Raw genomic sequence first — 22,639 nt, forward strand, 5'->3', positions numbered from 1 at the left:
TCGCCGTACGATAGCTTTCGAGCGCGGCTTTCACCGTACCCACCGCCGACAACTGAGTCGTGGTACTGGTTTGCAGCTTGGTGATCTGGCTTTGCTTGGGTGCTTTTTCAGCATTCACCAAGGCAGTGCTCGAACTGAACGCCGTCGTCGCCTCGGCACTGCCGGCCACCAGGCACAACGCAATCGCCTGCGCCAGCGGCTTGAGCCGCCACAGCGTCGGCTCCACCGAACGAGCGGCGTCACGGCGTACAAACACGGATTGGGTATTGCGACGAACTTGGCGAACGAGCATCACTACTAGGTCCTTTTTCCATTGGCGCAAGAGGCCGCAGGCCGAGTAGAACCTGCTGTCACGACATAGGCGGTTGACAAGGGGCGAGACCGAACGGATGTCACACAAATTTCATGATCGGGGAATCGCCAAAAAAAATGGCAGCCCCAAGGGGCTGCCATGTGTTGGTGAATCAGATGGACCGCGTCATCGTTCATCGCGAGCAAGCTCCCACAGGGGAACGAATTGCAAATGCGGGAGTCAGGTCTTAGCTGAGCACCACCACCCCACCCGGCAATTCGGTGCACTTGACCCCATAGGCATCGCGAATCAACAACGCGACCCCCGCCAGTTGATCCAGGCTGAACCGCGCCTGCACCTTACGCTTGCCCAACTCGCTGTTGAGCAGCAGCAACATGCCGGGTCGATAACGGTTGATCTCGTCGATCACCGTCGCCAGCGTGGCATCGTTGAACACCAGCACCTGCTGGCGCCAGGCAATGACCGTCGAGGTATCGACCATTTGCGGCGTGCCGATATGCCGGGTGTCGTAGGTCACCTGCTGACCGGATTCCAGGCGAATGCTGTGGCCCCGCGCGTCCAGTTGCAGCGCCCCATCCAGGCATGTGACGCACACACTCCGATCGGTATTGCGCAAGTTGAACCGGGCTTGACTGGCGCTCAGCCAACCGCCGCCTGCCTGCACCTTGAGCGGTGTCCGAGCGTGTGTCAGGACTTCGACTTCGCCGCTGAGCAGCTCGAAGGTCCGGGTGCCGTCGACATTGGCACGCTGGTTGATACGAGTCTGGGTATTGAGCTCCAGGCTCACGCCATCGGCCACATCGAACCTGCGCTGCTCACCGACTTCGGTGATGTAATCCGCACCCAATCCGGAGAACCCGCCCGGCACGGTCCCGCGAATCAGCAAAAACGCCGCAGAGGCCGCAATGGCACCACCGAGAAACGCCCGTCGCCCCAGATGCCGCGGTGCCTGCAGGTGCTCTGCCGCCGGGCGCAATTGATGCCACAGTCGCTTGGCCTGCGCAAACGCCCGGGCATGTTCAGGGCTTTGCGCACACCATTCGCGCAAGGCGCGGGCATCGGCAACGGTCGCCCGGCCGGAGGTCAACAGGACCAACCAACCCTGGGCTTCGAGAGTGAGCCGGTCCTGAGGCTGGACCTCAGGTGGCGAAATTCGAAAGATGTTCAAAGCGCGGGGATACTCACGGATTATTCGGGACTCTACTTTCAAGACGGTTTTCCCGCGCCGGGACCGAACCGCTGAATCAATTTTCTTTCCAGGCGTGCGGCGCAATGGCCCAAAGCGGCTTTGATTTCCTTCTCGACCATCCGTGTCGAAATGCCGAAACGCTGGGAAATTTCCAAGTGTGGCGCCTCTTCAAGGCGAGCGGCGATAAAGATTTTGCGCCGACGCGCCGGCAACTCATACAGCGCGCTGAGCAACAACTGGATTTCCTTCTGCCCGCCCACGACCCGTGCAGGGTCCAGCGCCTCATCGGATACCTGCAACAGCTCTTCCACTTCGCTGCCCGTCAGTAAGCGAGCATCAGACTGACGGCGGTCCGCCGCGATGTTCAGCGCCATGCGATACAGATAGGCGTTGGGCTGGGCGATATCCGGCGCGTCTTCCATGCGGTCAACCCGCAGGTAAGTTTCATGCAGCACATCGTTGGCCAGATCTTCAGACCCCAGACGCCGGCGCAAACGCACCTTAAAGTCGTCATAGGACGTCAGGAACAGTCCGACCATCGATTTTTTTCCGGTGTCTTTCATCCCCCGGAAACTCCTTTCCCTTGTAAGCATTCCATGCGCTTTCCTAACGATTCCGGTAACAAAAGCAGCGTGATCGGCTGGCTCAGAGAGCTGGGTGCCGGGTGTTCGATATCCAGGTTACGCAAACTATCCACCAGCGCCGCATCGCGCTGGACATCTCCCGTCGAGCTGACCAGACGGCTGTGCTGAACCACCCCGTCGCGGCCGATCCACAGTTGCAACAACGCGCGAAAACTACCCGGCCTGATCAATGACGAGCGGCACAGGCTGCGTTCAATCGCGATCTGAATCGATGCCGCGTAACTGCCAGCGGCCTGCGGCGAGCCACTCGCCACCGCCCCCGGTATGTCTGGCACCGGCCTAACCGTTGCCTTTTGCAAGGTGAAGGCGTCAGCCCGGGCATACCGGGCCATCAGTCCACTGCCGCTGAGCATCCGGCTCAAGGCATCCGTGGCGCTCAAGCGGCCCGTGACCGCAAGCGAGCGTCGACCGCGGGTCAGTTGACGATCCACCAGCACCGCCATGCCGGTGGAACGACTGAACTGCTCAAGTGCGCTGGCCAGTTCCTGGGCCGGAATATCCAGCACTTGGGGTGTCGCGGCATCAAGCGGACCGGCCTCGGCTACCGACGAGATCAACCCGATCAATAACGCCAGGCTCACCTGACGAATATGAGTCAACGAAATCTGGCGCGCGTCCCTGACTCTGCCTCGCTGCACGGCTGTCCTGCCCCTGAAAACCGTCATCCTGATGGCTGTTTATGAATCTGGTGTGACGGGCAGTGCAAAAAAACCATCACGAGATATCAAATCGCTATGTATTAGACTCAAACGCATGCACGGCCCGTTCGGGCTGGACAGGAGGTCGTCAATGAACACGTTATCGAACGTCGCATCGGGCGCATTACTGATGAGCGCATTGTCACTGGCGCAGGCCGCAGAGCCCTTGGGCTGTGTAGAGGTATCGGTGGGAGGCTACAAGGCGCCGGACTACAACTGTCTGAGCCAGCAAATGGGCAACAACCCCGGAGGAGCCGCCGCTGCACAAAAGAACCAACAAGCGATGAACGTACCGGTGAACAAACGGCCTCCTAATCAGATCGGCCTGGCAACACCGGCAACGACCAGCACTCGCATGGGCAATACCTTTGGCACCTCGGTGAAACCGCAGCGCCCTGCTCCAGTCACGGGTACTTCACCACTGCTCAACCCGAAATGATCAGGATTTGGGTCCCTCCTGCAGGAGCGAGCTTGCTCGCGAAAAACCTGAGAGCACCGCGGGTTGTCAGGTAGCCAGCGTTATCGTTAACAACCATCGCGAGCAAGCTCGCTCCTACAGGGTTGGGGTTGGGGTTGCTGCTGAGATGGGATCAGGTGCTCGGGATCTGCCGAAAGCTCACCGCCAGGCGATTCCAGCTGTTGATGGTGGTGACGGCGATCGTCAGGTCGACCATCTCGCCTTCGCTGAACTGCTCCCGGGCCAACGCAAAGACATCGTCCGGAACGTGACTTTCAGAGAGCAATGTGACCGCTTCGGTCCATGCCAGCGCCGCGCGTTCCCGAGGGTTGAAGAAGCCGCTGTCGCGCCAGACCACGATCGAGTACAGCCGGCGATCGGTTTCGCCCAGGCGTCGGGCATCCACCGAGTGCATGTCGGTGCAGAAGGCGCAGCCATTGAGCTGCGAGGCGCGGATCTTGATCAGATGCAGCAAGGCCGGTTCGATGCTGAGGTTGCTGGTCAAGGCCTCCATGGCAATCATCGCTTTCATCGCCTTGGGCGAGGCACTGTAGTAATCCAGGCGGGGGCTCATGGGGCAACCTGATTGATCGGACGTGTACATCCAAGGTAGACGCTGATGCGCGGGCGTTACAGATCCAATTCAGCGAAAAACCGCTGCACCACTCAGGCAGCAGACCAATCCGCGGATTTTCGCCCACGCAACTTCTGCGCAGCCGCCCATGCGGGTAATCTGGCGCGACGCACACGCGCCTCAACCGCTGCAGGAGCCTCGCCGGTATGGAACTTCATGTTGTCATCAACGGCCGCAAGGACCTGGCAGGCCAGTTGTACCAGCAACTGCGCAGTGCCATCGAATCCGGCCGCCTGGCAGCCGGGACGCAGCTTCCGCCCAGCCGATTGCTGGCGCAACAGCTGGGCATTTCGCGCAAGACCATTTCCGACACCTACGCCCAGCTGACCTACGACAACTTTCTGACCGGGGTGATCGGCAAAGGCACCTACGTCAATGCCGGCGGCGAAAATCACCCATAAACAGAGCCATTCGGAACTGGCCGGTTTTGATGTCATCGAGAGCTGGCGCAAGCTGCCGGTATTTCTGCGCCATCCGACCCTGGAAGGCTCGTTGCGCTACGACTTCATCGGTGGCGCCACCAGCAAGGGCCAGTTCCCCCAGGACGATTGGCGGCGCTGCACCTCGCACGCCTTGCGTCAGATCGCCGGTTCCAAGGGCCTTTACAGCTTGCCCGAGGGCCTGCCGGCGCTGCGCAATGCGATTGCGGCGGCACATTGCGTTTTCTCGCGGGGTCAACTGCCAGGATGAGGATGTGGTGGTGTGCAACGGCGCGCAACAGGCATTGGACCTGATTTCCCGGGTGCTGACGAGTCCAGGCAGTGTGGTGGCCATGGAAGACCCCGGGTACCCGCCGGCGCGCCTGCTGTTCGGCTCCCACGGCGCCAGCGTGATCGGGGTGCCGGTGGACGCCGAAGGCCTGCAGGTCGACAAGATTCCCGATGGCACCCGGCTGATTTACGTCACCCCCTCCCATCAGTTCCCCCTGGGCATGCCCATGAGCCAGGACCGTCGGGTCGCGCTGCTGGAACGGGCCTACGCCCTGGGCGCGATCATCATCGAAGACGATTACGACAGCGAGTTTCGCTACGAAGGCCGTCCCACCGACTCCTTGCAAAGCATGGATGAGCGCGGAATCGTCGCTTATGTCGGGACCTTTTCCAAAACCCTGTTGCCGGAGTTGCGACTGGGTTATGCGATTCTGCCGCCGGCCATTCTTGAAGCGGTGATTCGCGCCAAGCAACTCACCGATCTGCACACCTCCACCCTGCCCCAATGGGCACTGGCCAAGTTCATCGCCGAAGGCTGCCTGCTCAAGCACATCCGGCGCTGCCATACGATCTATGCCGGGCGCCGCGAACGAATCCTCGCGCGCATGGCCGGCGACCTGGCACCCTGGCTTGAGGCCGTGCCGACCACGGCCGGCTTCCACATGGTGGTTATGTGCAAAGTGCCTATCGATATTCCATTAGTGATCGAGTTGGCGAAAAAGGTTGAAGTCGGCCTTTACGCCATCGACAGCTTTTTCTACCAGCAAGCGCCACGGGCCGGTTTTTTCCTGGGTTTTGGCGCCATCGAAACCCTGGACATCGACATCGCCCTGGATCGTTTTCGGGACATTTTGCAGCAGGTCGCCTGACGGATTGGTCTGGGTTTTTATCCGGCGATTGGCTATTGGTGGTCCGGGGGGGGCAGGCCTATCCTGAATGGGCGTTATCCCCCGATGAGCAGGACTCGTCCGGCCCGATTCAGGAGTGTGAGCAATGTCCAACGAAGTGATCAATACCGTAAAGGTGCAGGCTGCAGCCGGCCGTTCGGAAGAACTCGGCAGGCAACTGCAAAAGATAGTCGAAACCCTGCGTGAACAACCGGGCTGCGACTCCTATATGGTCGACCGCTGCCCCGAGGACGACACCCGCTGGACAGTCAGCGCCCGCTGGCAATCGGAAGCCGCCATGCAGATGCATTTCAACTGCCCTGAAGTACAAGGCTTCATCGGCCTGATCGACAGCCGACTGGCCAACGCTGTCGACTTCAACAGCTTCCCTATCGTTTAACCAGTTAGATCGCAGTCTTCGGCCACTCCCGCAGGGCAATGGGTACCCCGGTAGGAGCTGCCGAAGGCTGCGATCTTTTGATTTGAACGTTGCCGATTGGTCCCCTCACCTTCCCGGAAATTGGCTGTTTGATTGCCCCGGCTGGCGGATTACTGTGGTCCCTGACAACTCACCACCGCAGGTAATGAACCATGAAAGCGTTGCGTTTCTGTGCTGCCTCCCTCGCCACCCTGGCCCTGACCGTTTCAGCCGCTGCATTCGCCCATGAAACCGGCGCCCCTTCGGAAAAAGTTACGGTGTTGCAGGACCAGATGCTGAAAAACGTACCGGGCAAAAAAGCCTTGATGATCGAAGTCGACTACCAACCCGGTCAATCGTCGATCGCTCACAAGCACGAGGGTACGGCGATGGCCTACGTGCTTTCCGGCACCATCACTTCTCAGGTGAAGGGGGAAAAGGCGATCACTTACAAGGCAGGCGAGTACTGGTACGAGGCAGCCGGGTCGGAACATCTGGTGTCGAAAAATGCCAGCGCCACCCAGCCTGCCAAACTGCTGGTATTCATGGTGTTGTCCCCGGAGGAAAAGGTGTTGATCCCTTTGGAAAACTGATGACTGCGACATCAGGCATAAATAAACAGGTGCGAACTCAAGGATTCTGGCCTGTTTATGTCTTGGGGTAATTAATTGATTTCTTTTAAACCAAACAAAACTATTGTCCACCTGACAAGCGCACCTATTGGCTATTTCATTCGGCAACGACAGGTTTAGTCTGGGATGACTGCCGCCCCCACCCGGCCACTCATACCTTACTACTCAAGTTGTTTCACTGGAGAAACACCATGAAACTTGCGCTGGCCAGTACCTTGACGATGACGGTTGTTTTAACTGGCTGTTCGGTTGCCACTGCGCCGAAGGCCGTTTCTTCCCTCGACGGTCTGTTCACTGAACCGGTCGGTCGCAGCAGTGCCACCAGTGTTGCCAGTGGCCGCAACGTGTCCTTAGGGCTTGTCTACAGTTCAAACACCCAGGCCAACCGCGCCTACCTTCAGCATTACCAGGCCAACGCCGGCACCGGTTTCGGTCAGAGCCTGCTGGTGCAGTCGATTCACGATGCCTATGTGGCCACCTCAAAACCGGACCTGGCCGTGGACTGGGTCAAGGCGTCCTTGCAACGTCAGTTCGGTACGGTGACGGTGTATCCGGACCTGCAAAGCCTCAGGGCGGCGAAACCGGATGTGGTCGCGATTGTCGATACCCGCAGTCAATTGATGACGTCGCGCAGTTCGGACATCGAGGCGGATGTCCGGGCGATGTTCTATGATTCCAACTTCAACTACATCGGCACTGCCCAAGGGTATGATGCTAAAGCGCTGAGTCCGATATGGGCGGATTATAAACGCAGCGAAGAGATTGTTGCGGACATTAATGAACAGCAGAATGTACAAGTTCGGGCGTTGCAGAAGTTTGACCGGTCGCTCAGTAATTTATTGACCAGGCCGACAGATAAAGTGTCGATGGTTGATAATAAAACAGGCTGGAAGTTGTATTGAGGCAAATGGCCCCTTCGCTGGCAAGCCAGCTCCTACAGGGATTTGCGTCGATCACATCATCTGCGACCGACACAAAACCTGCAGGAGCTGGCTTGCCAGCGAAGAGGCCCGCCAGACACCCAAAATTTCAGAAAAAAAAACCCCGCATCTCTCAACGCGGGGCTTTTTCATTCAACGCCTGATCAGGCAGCCGGTTCCAGCACCTTGCTGGCCGGAGCAGCGGCAGGTACCACCGCTTGCCCGCTCAACGCCAGGTCCAGCAGTTCGCGGTTGGCCACCGCGTACATGGCGTAGTCCGTGCCGCTGGCGGCACGCAGTTCCACCAGCATGGCGCGCCAGCGTTCGATCATGCCCTCGTGCTGCTCCATCCACAGTTCCAGGCGTGTTTCCACGTCCTGGGAGCCGTCGCCCTGTTGCAGGACCGAGATGGTGATCGCACGTTGCTGCCAGTCGACGTCATCACGGAACGCTTCACGGGCCAGGGCCTGCCAGTTGTTTTCAACCGGCAGGGCGCTGATCTGCTGCAGGTACCAGGTGATGTCCAGCGCGCTGCCCACGGCGAAGTACGCCTTGGCGACGTCGGCGGGATTCTGGCCCGTCACGTCGGACGCCTCGATGATCGGCAGCAGGGTGTACAGGTGAGTGGTGCCTGCAACCATGCGCGCCAGCAACTCAGGCACGCCAGCAGCGACGTAAGCCTGGTAGCGGGTCTGCCAGCCTTCACGGGTCGGACCTTCCAGCAGTTCGTCGAGCTTGAGGCCCAGCGCCGCCAGGTGCGGACCGAAGTGCGCGACGTCACGGGCAGCGTTCTGCTCGTTGCGACGGCTGCGCAGGAACCAGCGCGTAGCGCGACGGCCCAGGCGCATCAGCACGTCCATCAGCTCCAGTTGCACGTCGGCTGACACCTGATAATCCAGGGCCTCTATCTGCCGGAACCAATGCGGGAGGTGGAAGATATCCCGAACTATTACGTAGGCACCCGCCACATTCGCCGGGCTCATGCCGGTCGACTCCTTGAGGCGCTGCACGAAGGTGATGCCCATGTGGTTCACCAGATCGTTGGCGATCTGGGTGCTGACGATTTCGCGTTTCAGGCGGTGACGGCGCATGGCGGCGGAGAACTTGCTCACCAGGCTTGGCGGGAAAGCGGTTTCCATGTCGCGCGTCAGGTAGTCGTCGTCCGGCACCAGGGAATTGAGCAGCGCTTCCTTGAGGTCGATCTTGCTGTAGGAGATCAGCACCGACAGCTCGGCACGGGTCAGGCCGTGGCCTTCCGCGACGCGCTCGTTGATGGCCTCTTCCGACGGCAGGAACTCGATGGCGCGATCCAGCTTGCCGCGGCTTTCCAGATCGTTCATCAGGCGCTTGTATTCGGCAATCCGCACGTAGGCACGACGGGCCGCCAGGGACAATGCCTGCGTCTGCTTGTAGTTGTTGCCGAGCACCAGGTTGCCGACTTCGTCGGTCATGCTGCCAAGCAACTGGTTACGTTGCTTCTCGGTCATGTCACCGGCGTGCACGACTTCGTTGAGCAGGATCTTGATGTTCACTTCGTGGTCGGAGCAGTCCACGCCACCGGCGTTGTCGATGAAGTCGGTGTTGGAACCGCCGCCATTGAGGCCGAATTCGACACGACCCAGTTGAGTCATGCCGAGGTTACCGCCCTCGCCCACCACTTTGCAGCGCAGTTCGTTGCCGTTCACGCGCAGCGCATCGTTGGCCTTGTCGCCGACATCGGCGTGGCTTTCGCTGCTGGCCTTGACGTAGGTACCGATGCCGCCGTTCCACAACAGGTCTACCGGAGCCTTGAGCAAGGCATTGAGCAGCTCGGTCGGGGTCAGCTTGTCGGCCTGGATGTCGAAGCGCTCTTTCATCTGCGGGGAAATCGCGATGCTTTTCGCGCTACGGGAGAAGATCCCGCCGCCTTCGGACATGATGCTGGTGTCGTAGTCCGACCAGGCCGAGCGCGGCAGGTCGAACAAGCGCTGACGCTCGGCGAAGCTGTTGGCCGGCTCCGGGTTCGGGTCGATGAAGATGTGCAGGTGGTTGAACGCGGCGACCAGTTGCAGCTTGTCGGACATCAACAAGCCATTGCCGAACACGTCACCGGCCATGTCGCCGACGCCCACTACGGTGATGCTGTCTTCCTGGACATTGATGCCGCGCTCACGGAAGTGGCGTTGTACGCCGACCCACGCGCCCTTGGCGGTGATCCCCATTTTTTTGTGGTCGTACCCGGCCGAACCACCGGAGGCAAAGGCATCGCCCAGCCAGAAGCCGCAGTCGATCGCAATGCCGTGGCGATGTCGGAGAAGGTCGCGGTGCCTTTGTCCGCGGCGACGACCAGGTACGGGTCATCGTCGTCATGCCGCACGACGTTGACCGGTGGCACCAGGGCGCCGTCCTTGAGGTTGTCGGTGATGTCCAACAGGCCCGAAATGAAGATGCGGTAGCAGGCGATGCCCTCGGCCGCGATCTCGTCACGGCTGCCGCCCAATGGCAAGCGACGTGGCAGGAAGCCGCCCTTGGCGCCGACCGGGACGATGACCGAGTTCTTCACTGCTGGGCTTTTACCAGGCCCAGGACTTCGGTGCGGTAGTCTTCTTCACGGTCGGACCAGCGCAGGCCGCCGCGTGCGACGTTGCCGAAGCGCAGGTGCACGCCTTCGACGCGTGGCGAGTAAACGAAGATTTCGAACTTCGGTACGGGCTTGGGCAGCTCCGGAATCTGGTGCGGATTGAACTTGAAGCTGAAGTACGACTTGTTCTGGCCCCGGGCATCGGTCTGGTAGAAGTTGGTCCGCAGGGTGGCCTTGATCAGGTCGAGGTAGCGCCGCAGGATGCGGTCTTCGTTGAGCACCTGGACGTCGTCCAGCGCGGTCAGAATCGCGTGTTCCAGACGTTGCTGCTTGTCTTCCAGGTCGTCGGTACCGAGCTTGCGCGCCAGGTAGAAACGGGTCTTGAACAACCGGGTCAACTCGCGAGCGATGTCGGTGTGGTTGGTCAGGGTGGTGGCGATGTAGCCCAGGTCGAAGCCCAGGCGGATCTGCTTCATGTAACGGGCGTAAGCCCGCAGCAGTGCCACATCGCGCCACGGTAGACCCGCGGTCAGTACCAGGCGGTTGAACGCATCGTTCTCGGCATCGCCACGCACGATGTGGACGAACGCATCCTGCAGGGTGTCGTTGAGTTGCTGGATGTCGAGTTCCAGGCCTTCGGCGGCGGTGAACGCGAAATCGTGAATCCAGAACTCGCGACCGTTGTTGTGACGCAGGCGATACGGGAACTCACCCAGCACGCGCAGGCCGAGGTTTTCCAGGATCGGCAACACGTCGGACAGCGCCAGCGGCGTATCGGCGTGGTACAGCTTGCAATGCAGCTCGCGCTGACCGGACACCTGGCCCAGCGGCTGATAGAAGCTCATCACCAGCGGATTTTTTTCGCTCAGGCTCAGCAGGTGCTGCATGTCGACCACCGCCGAATGCGCCGCGAAACGCTCTCGGTAACCGGCCGGGAAGCCTTTCGGAAAGTCGGCCAGCACGTTGGTGCCGTGGGCTTCGCCGAAGCTTTCGACGACCAGCGTGGCGTAGTCGTCCTGCCAGCTGCGGCAGGCTTGCACCACTTCTTTTTCCAGCTGGAGCGGGTCGATGTCCAGGCGGTTCTTCGGATCGACGCGCAGGATCAACTGCACACGCGCCAGCACCGATTCGGAGAAGAAGGTCCAGAACTCGCAATCCGAGGCTTTCAGGCGATCCATCAGCACTTGCTGGATTTTCTGGCGCACTTCGGTGGAGTAGATGTCGCGCGGCACGTAGGCCAGGCAGTAGCAGAAACGGCCGTACGGGTCTTTGCGCAGGAATACGCGGATCTTGTTGCGTTCCTGGATCTGCACGATCGACATCACGGTATTGAACAGCTCGTCCACCGGAGTCTGGAACAGATCGTCGCGCGGCAGCACTTCGACCACCTGCGCCAGTTCCTTGCCCAGGTGAGCCTTGGCCTGGAAGCCGGAGCGGCGTTCGATTTCCTCGACCTTGCGGCGGATGTACGGGATGACCCGCACGCTCTCGCCATACACCGCCGAGGTGTACAGGCCCATGAAACGGCATTCCTTGATGACCTTGCCGTCGGCGTCGATTTCCCGGATCGACACATAGTCCGGGTAAGCCGGGCGGTGCACACGGCTTGGGTGCGCGGCCTTGGCGAACGACAGCAGCGTCGGCTCGCGCAGGTAGTTCACGGCGTAGTCTTCGATGCGCAGGTCATCGTAGGTCAGGCCGGTACGCAGCAGCTTGGTCAGACCGAGGAACGAATCCTGGTCATAGACGATGTGGCCGCCGTCGGCTTCATTGCGGACCACGAATTCTTCATAGCCGAGGAAGGTGAAGTGGTTCCCCACCAGCCATTCCAGGAAGCTTTTGATTTCGGCTTTTTCTTCAGGGTCGACAGCGTACCGGCTGCTGTCCAGACCGCTCAGGATTTCCTGGACCTTGGCTTTCATCGGCTCGAAATCGGCGACCGCGACGCGGACTTCACCGAGCACCTGCTCCAGCTCTTTGCTCAGGACATTCAATTCGGCCGTGTTGGCACAGCGGTCGATTTCCAGGTACATCAGGGATTCTTGCAGGATCCCTTCGCCCTGGGTGCCCTTGGGCAGGACTTCCAGCAATTCGCCCTTGTCGCCGCGACGCACGCTCAGCACAGTGGTTTGCAAGGTATGGATGCTGTAGCCGCGGCGATTCAGCTCGGTACGCACCGAGTCGACCAGGAACGGCAGGTCGTGGTGCAGCACTTCGACCGCGGTGTGGGTCGACTGCCAGCCGTGGCGTTCGTAGTCGGGGTTGTAGACGCGCACTTGCGGTTGCGCGTGATCGAAGCGCTCAAGCAGGCGCCACGCAGAAAGGGTGCAGCCGGCGAGGTCGGACAACCGACGCTGGGTCAGCTCGTCCAGGGAAATGATGCCAAAGAATTGTTCAGCGAACAGCGCCACTTGTGGCAGTGCCTGTTCACTGATGTGCTGCGCCAGTGCCGCTTGCAGTTGGTGCTGGAAGTCGGCTTTGCTGGCTGCGGTGAAGAACGCCATCTGTGGTACTCCGCTTGGGCTTGTTATTGATGGAAGCGTCGCGTGCAAAACCCCTTTCGGGGCGATCCGTCACCCTGCTCCTGATTCTCGGGCAGAGGAAACAGGGGACAGGTGGGTGAAGCTGGACGAGACACTCGGGTCACATTCACCTTCCATGAATGGGCATCTGTAAAAACGACTCTGCGATCAATTGCACAATGTCTTTACAGGTATCCATTCGATGCGCAGCTTAACCACTGCGGCAAGGCCCGTGCTTGCGGCGCTGCGACATATTCGGTCATCGGTACGTAGCTTGAAGGCGGCGCATCGAACAACCTTAGCAGCCGCTCGGAAAAAATGGGCATTTCGCGAGACGGTCGACCACTCGTCGCAACTGTTATTTATGACAGTATTCAGTCCCGACTTCTGTAGCTTTAACTGTCATTTCAACAACAGCAGTCATGACAGATGTCGACACGGAATAGCGAGGCAGCATATGAAGTCAATAAACAAATGGCTCGGTCTTTTATTATTTTTTTCGGCGACTTGGTTTCCTTTGTTAGTCCAAGCCAGCACGCTTGACTATTCGAAACTGATAATTTTAATCAAAGAAGACGTGCCTGGTTTCGAGACATGGACCGACGCCCCCGGCCGAGATGACCCAATCAGCGAACTCAAACAACTTGTGCCCTCTATAAAGCCAGTGCTGCCGGCCTCCAAGGCACGCACCGGGGAGGCGGTACGAGCGCTAAAAAGGCATCGACTGGATCGCTACTTTATTGTAGACACCAGCCGGCTGACTGAAAAACAGGCTGAAGCACTGGCTGTGCAGCTGAAAAAAAACCCTTTGGTGGAAAAAGCTGACTTCGAGCCCAGGGTTGACGGGATGCATGACGATAACGGCTCGCTCGTTGCACCAGCGTCAGGCAACTCGATTCCGGACTACACGGGACGGCAAAACTATCTGCAAGGCAAAAACGCAGTCGCTCCGTACAAGATCGGTGGCGTGAATGCCGTGCAAGCCTGGAAGGTTCCAGGTGGCAAAGGCCAAAACATGCAAGTCATTTCATCAGAAATTGATCACTGGTCCTACAACCACCTGGATTTACCAAAGCCCTACCTGGAAGTTTATGACCCGCAAGACCCGGCAACAGTAGGCTCCCATGACACTGCCAGCGCAGGCATTATCGTGGCCAGGGAAAATGACTTTGGCACGACCGGGATTGCACCCGATGCACAACTCGGATACCTGCAATGGGGGTCAGACAGATTCATGCAGTTGGCAGAGCGATTGAATGAAGGTGACGTCGTGCAATTAGGTGTGCAGTACGGTTACGGGTCTTTCCCCGAAGTAGGATGCTGGCAAGACTGCTACATGCCGCTGGAAGACTACGAACCGGTCCGCGACACTATTTCTTATCTTACTGAAGAAAAGGGTGTTCACGTTATCCTGGCTGCGGCCAATGGCAACATCAACCTGGATCATCCGTATTTCGAAGGTTATTTTGATCGCAACCTATTCGATTCCGGTGCTATTTATGCGGGTGCTGTTGATCCCAAAACCGGCCTCAGAGCGGGTTTTTCCGAGTATGGCAGTCGCGTCGACTTATTCAGCTGGGGAGATTTTGTTACCACCACCACCTGGAGCCGGCAAAACCCGACTACAGGTTACACCCATGATTACAGCGGCACTTCCTCCTCTAATCCGATCCTTGCAGGAGTCGTTGCTTCCTTGCAGGGTGTAGCACGCGCCAATGGATTGGGTAATATCCCACCTAAAGCATTACGTGCACTGCTCGTCACGACCGGATATCCACAAATCAACGGTAATTCCAGCGAAATTGGCGTGCAACCTGACTTGGAAGCCGCCATTGAAAAGATGCTCGCGGCGCGACCTAACCGTCCACCGGTCGGTACATTAGAGGGCGATAGCACCGTTGCTTCCGGCGAGACTATTACCTTCACCGCCAATGCCAGTGATCCCGATGGCGACCCACTCGCTTATAGCTGGAAGCCACCAATCGGATTTACCGGGGCGATCGGTAATACGCGCAGCGTCAATCTCACCGCGCCAACGGTAAGCAACGATGTCAGCGCCATGGTCAATGCCGAGGTATCCGATGGTCGTGGCGGCGTTTTGCCATTGCACAAGCAGATCACCGTAAAAGCGCCCACCGAGGATAGTTGTGGCGACATACCGAAGTGGGACCCCGCCAGGATTTATGAAACCTACGCAGAGGCGGTCGCGTACAAAGGCAAAGTGTACAAGCAGAATTTCTACAACATTAACAAACCGCCGGATGTCAACTCGGCAGAATTTGGCAAGGAATGGCTCCAGGGGATAGCGTGCCGGTAATACTTATGCACCCGAATGCTCCCGATGCTGGCAAAATCGCGTTTTGCCTGCCAACACCGCGCTTAGCGCCAGGACTCTCACATGCAAATGACCACCCCCCTCTTGATCGTCAACCCCTGCGATGACGAAGAAGACAACATGGCGATGCTGTGCTGCCACAGTGAACAGGGCGACATGTTCCTGATGACCCGCTACCCGGACGAAGACGAACTGGAAATCACCCTCGACGGCGAACCTTCGACCCTGGACGGGGTGAAAGTCACCCTCAGCCCTACCCGCCTGCTGATCGAAATCGCGGCGGCGGATGCCGACGCGCTGAATGGGGATGATTCGCTGGAGATCATTCACGGCACGGATGCGAGCGACCTGGCTGAAGTGGAAGCAACCTTGCAGAACATTCTCAAGGGGACCGGGACCTATATCAGCGATCTCTGAATATCAGCGCCTGAGCGGGCGCCTTCGCGAGCAAGTCGGATCGCCGCACCGCCGCTCCCACATTCGATCGCATTTTCCTGAAGAAGCGCGGTTGAATGTGGGAGCGGGCTTGCTCGCGAAGAGGCCCGAAAGATCGCCACCCCCCTCCTCGCCCTGCATAACCTGACAGTTCTGTTAATCAATTCCCGCACTTTGCGCAAATGCCGTTAGTCGCCACCCCCCGCGATGCTTTAAAGTAACGGCCCCAGCCCTGGCGTTACCGGAACGTCTGCGGTCACCCTTTCCAGGAACAGTCATCGATGGAACATCGTGAAGCGCTGCTAGCGCTGCGAACCTTTCTTTCAACGCAGATTCTCGGCCAGGAAAAACTCATCGAGCGCTTGCTCATCGCCCTGCTCGCCGACGGTCACATGCTGGTCGAGGGCGCGCCAGGCCTGGCCAAGACCAAGGCCATCAAAGAACTCGCCGAAGGCATCGAAGCCCAGTTCCACCGCATCCAGTTCACCCCTGATCTGTTGCCGGCCGACATCACCGGCACGGAAATCTATCGCCCGGAAACTGGCAGTTTCGTGTTTCAGCAAGGCCCGATCTTCCACAACCTGGTGCTGGCGGACGAAATCAACCGTGCGCCGGCCAAGGTCCAGTCGGCGCTGCTCGAAGCCATGGGCGAGCGCCAGGTCAGTGTCGGGCGCAGCACGTATGAGTTGTCGCCGTTGTTCCTGGTGATGGCCACGCAAAACCCGATCGAGCAGGAAGGCACCTACCCGCTGCCCGAAGCGCAGCTGGACCGTTTCCTGATGCACGTGAAAATCGGCTTTCCGGACGCTGCCGTCGAACGCCGCATCCTGCAGCAAGCCCGTGGCGAAGCCTTGAACGGCGAAACCAAGCCCGAGCGACGCGTCAGCCAGCAGCGATCTTCGCCGCACGCAAGGAGATTCTCGGCCTGTACATGGCCGACGCCGTGGAGGAATACCTGGTGCAACTGGTCATGGCCACGCGCACCCCGGCCAAGTTCGACCCGGAGATGGCCGAATGGATCGCCTATGGCGCCAGTCCCCGCGGCTCGATTGCCCTGGACCGTTGCGCCCGGGCCCACGCCTGGCTGGCGGGGCGTGACTTCGTCAGCCCCGAAGACATTCAAGCCGTGCTGTTCGACGTACTGCGCCACCGCATCATTCTTTCCTTTGAAGCCGAAGCCGCCGGTATCGACCAGGACCGGGTGGTCCAGCGGATCCTCGACGTCGTAGCCGTCGCTTGACCCCGATGACCGCCCTCCTGCCGTCCGAACCGGGCATCCGTGTCAGCCTCGCCGAACTGATCGAAATGCGCCATCGAGTGCGTGAAGTGCAACTGTTCTCGACGCCGAGCCAGCGCAGCCCGCTGATCGGCCTGCATCATTCGAAACTGCGTGGCCGAGGCGTGGATTTCGACCAGGTGCGGGTCTATCAGGCCGGCGACGACGTGCGCAGCATCGATTGGCGCGTCACCGCCCGCACTCAGGAACCGCACACCAAGTTGTTCCACGAAGAGCGCGAGCGGCCGATTTTCATCATGGTCGAGCAGAGCTGCCGGCTGTTTTTCGGTTCGGGGCTGATGTTCAAATCGGTACTCGCCGCCCAGGCCGCGAGCCTGATCGGCTGGGCGGCGCTGGGTCATAACGACCGGGTCGGCGGCCTGGTGTTCGGTGACAAAGAGCATTACGAGATCAAGCCATGGCGCAGCAAACAGAGCCTGTTGCAGTTGCTCAACCGCCTGGTGCGGGTCAATCAGTCGTTGCACACCGAAACCGAGCCGGACCGCGACGCGTTCAACATTGCCCTGCGCCGTGCCCGGGAAGTCCTGCGTCCCGGCCAGCCTGGTGATCGTGATGCTGCGACGAACGCGCCCTGACCGAGGGCGCCGAACAGCAGCTGAGTCTGTTGCTCGCGCCATTGCGACCTGTTGTTGCTGCCGGTGTCCGATCCGCTTGATCATGCCCTGCCTGCCGCCGGGCTGCTGCGCTTCGCGGAACGGGGGGCGCAACTGGAACTCGACACCCTCAATTTCGACCTGCGCCAGACTTACCGCGCCCAGGCCGAGGCGCGCGTCGCTCGCTGGGAACTGCTGGCGCAGAAACTGCGGGTGCTGTTGATGCCGTTGAGCACGCAGAGCGAGATGGTCGAACAATTGCGCGAGTACCTCAACCCAGAACGTCCGGGGAAAAGCCGATGCGCAGCTCGAGCAACTGCAACCGCTGATTTCGCCGCCACCGATCGAATTCTGGCCACCGGCGCCGGGCTGGTGGTTACTGCTGCTGTTATTGCCTGTGTTAGGTTTCGGCATGTGGCAATTACGACGCTTGCTTCCCGACAACCGCCCAGTCGTGCGCGCCGAACAACCGCTGGACCCGGTGCGCATCGCGGCCCTGGCCGAGCTCGCACTGATGCCCAAGCCTTACGACGGCGCACCGGCCGGTGCCTGGCTGCAGCAACTCAACGGTTTGCTCAAGCGCCTGTGCCGCAACCACTACCCGTACAGCCAGAGCCACACCCTGAACGGGCGCAAATGGCTGGCCTTTCTCGACAACCGCTGCCCGGCTGCCGGCCTGACCCGCTGGATGGTGCTGGTCGAAGGCGCCTACAAGCCTGAATGCAAGCTTGACGACAAGGCCATCGCCGGCCTGACTCAAGCGGTCGATACCTGGATTCGCAAGCATGTTTGAATTCGCCTGGCCGTGGATGTTCGCCCTGCTGCCACTGCCCTGGCTGTTGCGCATGGTGCTGCCGGTGGCCGACAGCGGCGAGCCGGCGCTCAAGGTCAGCTTCCTCAGTGACCTCGAAGGCCTGGCCCGGCGCCGCGCCCGAGCCAACCTGCCGGCCTGGCGCCAACAAGCGCCGTTCATTCTGTTGTGGTTGTTGTTTGCTGTCGCCGCGCCCGCCCGCAATGGCTCGGCGAGCCGCTGCCGATTGCCGCCAGCGGCCGCGACCTGCTGGTCGCGGTGGACGTGTCCGGTTCCATGGACTTTCCCGACATGCGCTGGCAGGACGACGAGGTCAGCCGCCTGACATTGGTCCAGCATTTACTCGGCGACTTCCTCGAAGGTCGCGAAGGCGACCGGGTCGGCCTGATCCTGTTTGGCAGCCAGGCGTACCTGCAAGCACCGCTGACCTTCGACCGGCGCACCGTGCGGGTCTGGCTCGACGAAGCGCGCATCGGCATCGCCGGCAAAAACACCGCGATCGGCGATGCCATTGGCCTGGCCCTGAAGCGGTTGCGCATGCGCCCGGCGCAAAGTCGCGTGCTGATTCTGGTCACCGACGGCGCCAATAACGGCGGCGAAATCGCCCCGCTGACGGCGGCGCGACTGGCGGCACTCGAAGGGGTGAAAATCTACACCATCGGCATCGTGCCAATCCGGAGGACAGTGGCACACTCGGCTTTCTCGGGATCAACCCGAGCCTGGACCTCGACGAGCCGTCCTTGAAAGCCATCGCCAAAGCCACCGGCGGCCAGTACTTCCGCGCGCGCGATGGCCAGGAGCTGCAGGTGATCAAGGACCTGCTCGACACGCTCGAACCGGTGACGCAACAACCCACCCAGGCGCGTCCGGCCCAGGCCTTGTATCACTGGCCGCTGGCAATGGCATTGCTGCTGAGCATGTTGCTGGTGGTCCGCGAGCTCTGGCCGGACAACCCCTTGCAGCGCTTGTTTAACAAGGATCTGTTCTTGCAATCGCAACTGCCCGACTGGCGCAGGCGCCTCAACCGCCTGCGCCTGCGGAGGCGCCGATGAGTGCGCTCTGGCCCTTCTGGTTCCGCCCCTGGTGGCTGCTGTTATTGCCGCTGCTCGGCTGGCTGCTGTGGCAACTCTGGCACCGACAGAAACGTGCGGGACGCTGGCAGATGATTCTGCCGCCAGCCTTCCATGCGACATTGCTCAGTGGCGGCAGCGGTCGCAACAGCAAACTGCCATGGGTCGCCCTGGGCGTGGCGTGGGTGCTGACCATCCTGGCATTGCTGGGACCGGGTTGGGAACGTGTCGAGCAACCCAGTCAGAAGCCGGCCGATCCGCTGGTGGTGATCCTGGAACTGACCCCGGAAATGCTCGCCACCGACGTCACGCCGAACCGCCTGGAACAGGCGCGGCGCAAGTTGTTCGACCTGCTGCAAAACCGCAGCGATGCCCAGACCGCCATCGTCGTCTACGCCGGCAGCGCCCACACCCTGGTGCCCCTGTCGGATGACCTGTCCACCAGCCGCAATCTGCTGGATGCGCTCAAGCCGTCGCTGATGCCCCAGGCCGGCCATCGCGCCGACCTGGCGGTGGCCAAGGCCCTTGCCCTGCTGAATCAGGCTGCTCTCGGCGAGGGGCGGATCCTGCTCATCGGTTCGACCCTGACCGAACAGGAACGTCAAGGAATCCGTCAGGCGCTGGAGGGCAAATCGACGCAATTGCTGATGCTCGGCATCGGCACCGCCGAAGGTGCGCCGATCACGCAAGAGGACGGCAGTTTCCTCAAGGATGCTCAGGGCGCGATTCTGGTGCCGCATCTGGACGAACCCGGCCTCAAGGCCTTCGCCAGTGCACTGGACGGGCGCTACCGCCATGCGCGTCTGGACGATGCCGACCTGCGTGCGCTGGGCCTGCTCGACGGCCCGCGCACACTGATCAATGACGGCCAGACCGTGCGCCTCGACGCCTGGGCCGATCAGGGTTACTGGCTATTATTGCCGCTGTTGCTGCTGGCCGCCTGCGCCGGTCGCCGCGGCTGGCTGTTCTGCCTGCCGCTCCTGTTGCTGCTGCCGCAACCCAGCTACGCCTTCGACTTCGAGGACCTGTGGCGGCGGCCGGATCAGCAGGGCATGCACTTGCTCAACCAGAAACGTCCGGCCGAGGCCGCAGAGCATTTCGCCGACGTGCAATGGCAGGGCGTGGCGCTGTATGAGGCCGGCGACTACAGTGGCGCCGCTCAGCGGTTCGCCGCAGGCAACGACGCCCACGCCCACTACAATCGTGGCAACGCCCTGGCCAGGAGCGGTGAACTGGAAGCAGCGCTGGACGCTTACGAACAGGCGCTCGAACGTCAGCCGGATTTACGCCCGGCATTGACCAACAAGGCGCTGGTGGAAAATCTGATCAAGCAGAAAACCACCCCGCCGCCGGTCAAGCCGGAGCAAAAACCGGACAACGAAAACCAGGCCAGCCAGCAAGAACCACCGTCCGGCGCGGCAACTCGACCGTCGGGCAACGGCGAACCGCAAACCGATGCCCAACAGGCCGTGGAAAATGCCGGGCAGCCGTCGACGACGCCGCCCAAACCAGGTACCAACGAGGTCCCCGGCAGTGAGCTGGGAGATGAACAACACACCAGGCCGCCCCTGCGCCCGGCCACTGACAGCATCGATGGCGAACAGCGCCAGGCGTTGGAGCAATGGCTGCGCAAGATCCCGGATAACCCGGGTGAATTGCTCAGGCGCAAATTCTGGTACGAACAGCAACAACATCAGGATCAGGGAAAAACTCGATGACCCGCTTCACCCTCTCCATGCTGGCGCTGCCGCCTGCCCTGTTGTTCTGCACCGTTCAGGCCCAGGCCGCGGAGCTGGTCGCCAGTGTGGATCGCAGTCGCTTGAACTCCGGCGAGACGGTCGAACTGACCCTGGAAACCTCTGACATGACACAGTTCGGCAAGCCTGACCTGACGCCACTGGAACCCCTGTTCGAAGTCCGCGGCACCCGCCAGGTCAACCAGTTGACCACCCTTGACGGCGACAACCGTGCGACCACCCGGTGGATCATCACCCTGCTGCCTCGGCAGACCGGCAGCGTGGAGATTGCGGCGCTGCAACTGGGCGAGGCGCAGAGCCAGCCGATCACCCTGCAAGTGGTCCAGAGCGAAACCCAGGACAGCCGCCAAAAACTGGCCCCGGTGTTCATCGACGCCAGCCTCGATCAAAACAGCGTGTACGTTCAGGCCCAGGCGATCCTGACCCTGCGAATCTACCATTCGGTGTCGCTGTACGACGACAGCAGCCTGCCGCCCTTGCAGATCGCCGATGTGCGCATCGAGCAACTGGGCGAGTCGCGCACCTATGAGAAAGACATCAATGGCCTGCGTCACGGCGTGATCGAAATGCGCTACGCGATCTACCCGCAACACAGTGGTGCATTGATCATTCCGGCGCAAATCTTCAATGCCGCCCTGGTGGACGCCACCTCCCAGGTACCCAAATCCGGCAAGCTGATGCGCGTCAGCTCCTCCGAAATCATGCTGGCGGTCAAGGCCAAACCGGACGCTTACCCGGCCGACGTGCCCTGGCTGCCGGCCCGAAGCCTGAGCCTGAGCGAAAGCTGGAACCCGCCACCGGATCACGCGCAGGTGGGCGATTCGCTGACCCGCCGCCTGACGGTGAAGGCCGAGGGCCTGGCCAGTTCACAACTGCCGCCATTGCCCGCCACCGATGTCAACGGCTTGCGGCGCTACCCGGATCAACCGGTGCTGGGCAACCATAACCGCGAGCGCGGCCTGATCGGGCAGTCGTGAAGACCGCGAAGCCCTGGTGCCGACCCGCAGCGGCGCCATCGAGTTGCCTGCGGTGGAAGTGACCTGGTGGAACACCTTGGAGGATCACCTGGAACACAGCAGTCTGCCGGCCCAGACCCTGCAAGTGGCGAACAATCCGAGCCTGGTCGACACCCCGGCCGGCACAGCGCCCCTCGTTTCCGCCGTCGACAGCCAGACACTCTGGCGCTGGAAACTCAGTACCCTGATCCTCGCCTGCAGCACCGTGCTGGGCTTCGGCCTGTGGTGGCGCGCCCGCTGGCAGCCGGCGATCCTGCGTGTCGCGCAGACCGGCCCGAGCCGCGCACCGTGCTCGAACGACCTCAAGCGCGCCTGTCAGGCCAATGACACCCACGCCACACGCCAGGCCCTGGACGCCTGGGCGCGGCAGCAACCGGAAACCCTGGCCGACATGGCCGCCCGCTTCGTACCGTTGTCCGACGCCCTCGACGGGCTGAACGGCGCGCTCTACAGCGAAACCGGCCAGCATTGGCAGGGTGAGGATCTGTGGCGGGCAATCAAGGCGATCCCGATTGCCGATCGGGTGCATGACCCGGTGGGCGACAGCGGGTTGCCGCCGCTCTACCCCAAATAACCTCAAAAGATCAGCCTGCGGCAGCTCCTACAGGTAATCGGGGTACCCAAATCCAGGGGCTCGCAGAAATCCTTGTAGGAGCTGGCTTGCCAGCGAAGCGGCCTCAAGCCTTGCATCGCCCATGCAGACGCCTTCGCCAGCAAGCCGGCTCCTACAGGGGGATCGGT

General features: G+C 60.8%; 12 protein-coding genes and 8 pseudogenes. 13 read left to right on the plus strand and 7 right to left on the minus strand.

Going from position 1 to position 22,639, the window contains the following annotated elements:
• The 4 genes and pseudogenes from BZ163_RS35320 to BZ163_RS03950 form a co-directional block, all read right to left on the minus strand.
• Nucleotides 1-292, minus strand: a pseudogene (locus BZ163_RS35320) (hypothetical protein); the annotation flags it as partial.
• A 247-nt stretch (nucleotides 293-539) separates the two neighbouring features.
• Nucleotides 540-1,481 (minus strand): FecR family protein, encoded by a 942-nt coding sequence (locus tag BZ163_RS03940; protein ID WP_128869861.1) that lies wholly within the window; start codon nucleotides 1,479-1,481, stop codon nucleotides 540-542.
• Between the two features lie 38 nt (nucleotides 1,482-1,519).
• Nucleotides 1,520-2,065, minus strand: a complete 546-nt coding sequence (locus BZ163_RS03945) for an RNA polymerase sigma factor (RefSeq protein WP_128869852.1) — start codon at nucleotides 2,063-2,065, stop codon at nucleotides 1,520-1,522.
• On the minus strand, nucleotides 2,062-2,745 hold the full coding sequence (locus tag BZ163_RS03950) for an STN domain-containing protein (protein WP_128869862.1): 684 nt from the start codon (nucleotides 2,743-2,745) through the stop codon (nucleotides 2,062-2,064). Before BZ163_RS03950 ends, BZ163_RS03945 begins: the two co-directional genes overlap by 4 nt.
• A 190-nt stretch (nucleotides 2,746-2,935) precedes the next feature.
• On the opposite strand from BZ163_RS03950, the gene BZ163_RS03955 reads away from it, so the two are divergent.
• Nucleotides 2,936-3,283: a hypothetical protein gene (locus BZ163_RS03955; RefSeq protein WP_128869853.1), complete on the plus strand. Its 348-nt coding sequence runs from the start codon at nucleotides 2,936-2,938 to the stop codon at nucleotides 3,281-3,283.
• Here BZ163_RS03955 and BZ163_RS35325 read toward each other — a convergent pair.
• Both BZ163_RS35325 and BZ163_RS03960 read right to left on the minus strand, forming a co-directional pair.
• Nucleotides 3,273-3,380, minus strand: a pseudogene (locus BZ163_RS35325) (outer membrane lipoprotein carrier protein LolA); the annotation flags it as partial. The gene BZ163_RS03955 and the pseudogene BZ163_RS35325 overlap by 11 nt on opposite strands.
• A gap of 54 nt (nucleotides 3,381-3,434) precedes the next feature.
• Nucleotides 3,435-3,875 (minus strand): carboxymuconolactone decarboxylase family protein, encoded by a 441-nt coding sequence (locus BZ163_RS03960; protein ID WP_128869854.1) that lies wholly within the window; start codon nucleotides 3,873-3,875, stop codon nucleotides 3,435-3,437.
• A gap of 206 nt (nucleotides 3,876-4,081) precedes the next feature.
• Between BZ163_RS03960 and BZ163_RS03965 the strand changes: the two are divergent.
• From BZ163_RS03965 to BZ163_RS03980, 4 genes and pseudogenes are all read left to right on the plus strand, one after another.
• Nucleotides 4,082-5,514, plus strand: a pseudogene (locus BZ163_RS03965) (PLP-dependent aminotransferase family protein).
• Nucleotides 5,515-5,638: 124 nt separating this feature from the next.
• Nucleotides 5,639-5,932, plus strand: a complete 294-nt coding sequence (locus BZ163_RS03970; RefSeq protein WP_128869855.1) for an antibiotic biosynthesis monooxygenase family protein — start codon at nucleotides 5,639-5,641, stop codon at nucleotides 5,930-5,932.
• 191 nt (nucleotides 5,933-6,123) lie between these two features.
• Nucleotides 6,124-6,543 carry a cupin domain-containing protein gene (locus BZ163_RS03975; protein ID WP_128869856.1) on the plus strand — a complete coding sequence of 140 codons (420 nt, stop codon included), beginning with the start codon at nucleotides 6,124-6,126 and terminating at the stop codon, nucleotides 6,541-6,543.
• Nucleotides 6,544-6,773: 230 nt separating this feature from the next.
• Nucleotides 6,774-7,484, plus strand: a complete 711-nt coding sequence (locus BZ163_RS03980) for an ATPase (RefSeq protein WP_128869857.1) — start codon at nucleotides 6,774-6,776, stop codon at nucleotides 7,482-7,484.
• 182 nt (nucleotides 7,485-7,666) lie between these two features.
• On the opposite strand, the pseudogene BZ163_RS03985 reads toward BZ163_RS03980, so the two are convergent.
• Nucleotides 7,667-12,566, minus strand: a pseudogene (locus tag BZ163_RS03985) (NAD-glutamate dehydrogenase).
• A gap of 475 nt (nucleotides 12,567-13,041) precedes the next feature.
• Between BZ163_RS03985 and BZ163_RS03990 the strand changes: the two are divergent.
• The 8 genes and pseudogenes from BZ163_RS03990 to BZ163_RS04025 all read left to right on the plus strand — a co-directional run bounded on the left by BZ163_RS03990 (nucleotide 13,042) and on the right by BZ163_RS04025 (nucleotide 22,472).
• The gene (locus BZ163_RS03990) at nucleotides 13,042-14,901 is read left to right on the plus strand and encodes a S8 family serine peptidase (RefSeq protein ID WP_168187306.1); all 1,860 of its coding nucleotides are present in this window, start codon (nucleotides 13,042-13,044) and stop codon (nucleotides 14,899-14,901) included.
• 81 nt (nucleotides 14,902-14,982) lie between these two features.
• On the plus strand, nucleotides 14,983-15,336 hold the full coding sequence (locus tag BZ163_RS03995) for a hypothetical protein (RefSeq protein ID WP_128869859.1): 354 nt from the start codon (nucleotides 14,983-14,985) through the stop codon (nucleotides 15,334-15,336).
• Nucleotides 15,337-15,635: 299 nt separating this feature from the next.
• Nucleotides 15,636-16,594 (plus strand): annotated as a pseudogene (locus BZ163_RS04000) (AAA family ATPase).
• 5 nt (nucleotides 16,595-16,599) lie between these two features.
• Nucleotides 16,600-17,544: pseudogene (locus BZ163_RS04005) on the plus strand (DUF58 domain-containing protein); the annotation flags it as partial.
• Nucleotides 17,545-17,560: 16 nt separating this feature from the next.
• The gene (locus BZ163_RS04010; protein ID WP_128869863.1) at nucleotides 17,561-18,037 is read left to right on the plus strand and encodes a DUF4381 domain-containing protein; all 477 of its coding nucleotides are present in this window, start codon (nucleotides 17,561-17,563) and stop codon (nucleotides 18,035-18,037) included.
• A pseudogene (locus tag BZ163_RS04015) lies at nucleotides 18,030-19,107 on the plus strand (VWA domain-containing protein). The gene BZ163_RS04010 and the pseudogene BZ163_RS04015 overlap by 8 nt, the downstream one beginning before the upstream one ends.
• A complete protein-coding gene (locus BZ163_RS04020) occupies nucleotides 19,104-20,843 on the plus strand; it encodes a VWA domain-containing protein (protein WP_128869860.1) in 1,740 nt (579 codons plus the stop codon). Before BZ163_RS04015 ends, BZ163_RS04020 begins: the two are co-directional and overlap by 4 nt.
• A pseudogene (locus tag BZ163_RS04025) lies at nucleotides 20,840-22,472 on the plus strand (BatD family protein). Before BZ163_RS04020 ends, BZ163_RS04025 begins: the two are co-directional and overlap by 4 nt.
• Nucleotides 22,473-22,639 lie beyond the last annotated feature (167 nt).

The sequence above is a fragment of the Pseudomonas sp. VI4.1 genome, assembly GCF_002029345.1.
In the GTDB taxonomy this organism is placed as follows: domain Bacteria; phylum Pseudomonadota; class Gammaproteobacteria; order Pseudomonadales; family Pseudomonadaceae; genus Aquipseudomonas.

Coding starts and splice junctions, on each gene's coding strand:
- BZ163_RS03945 (WP_128869852.1), bottom strand. CDS start 2,065: ATGAAAGACACCGGAAAAAAATCGATGGTCGGACTGTTCCTGACGTCC.
- BZ163_RS03955 (WP_128869853.1), top strand. CDS start 2,936: ATGAACACGTTATCGAACGTCGCATCGGGCGCATTACTGATGAGCGCA.
- BZ163_RS03960 (WP_128869854.1), bottom strand. CDS start 3,875: ATGAGCCCCCGCCTGGATTACTACAGTGCCTCGCCCAAGGCGATGAAA.
- BZ163_RS03970 (WP_128869855.1), top strand. CDS start 5,639: ATGTCCAACGAAGTGATCAATACCGTAAAGGTGCAGGCTGCAGCCGGC.
- BZ163_RS03975 (WP_128869856.1), top strand. CDS start 6,124: ATGAAAGCGTTGCGTTTCTGTGCTGCCTCCCTCGCCACCCTGGCCCTG.
- BZ163_RS03980 (WP_128869857.1), top strand. CDS start 6,774: ATGAAACTTGCGCTGGCCAGTACCTTGACGATGACGGTTGTTTTAACT.
- BZ163_RS03990 (WP_168187306.1), top strand. CDS start 13,042: ATGAAGTCAATAAACAAATGGCTCGGTCTTTTATTATTTTTTTCGGCG.
- BZ163_RS03995 (WP_128869859.1), top strand. CDS start 14,983: ATGCAAATGACCACCCCCCTCTTGATCGTCAACCCCTGCGATGACGAA.
- BZ163_RS04020 (WP_128869860.1), top strand. CDS start 19,104: ATGAGTGCGCTCTGGCCCTTCTGGTTCCGCCCCTGGTGGCTGCTGTTA.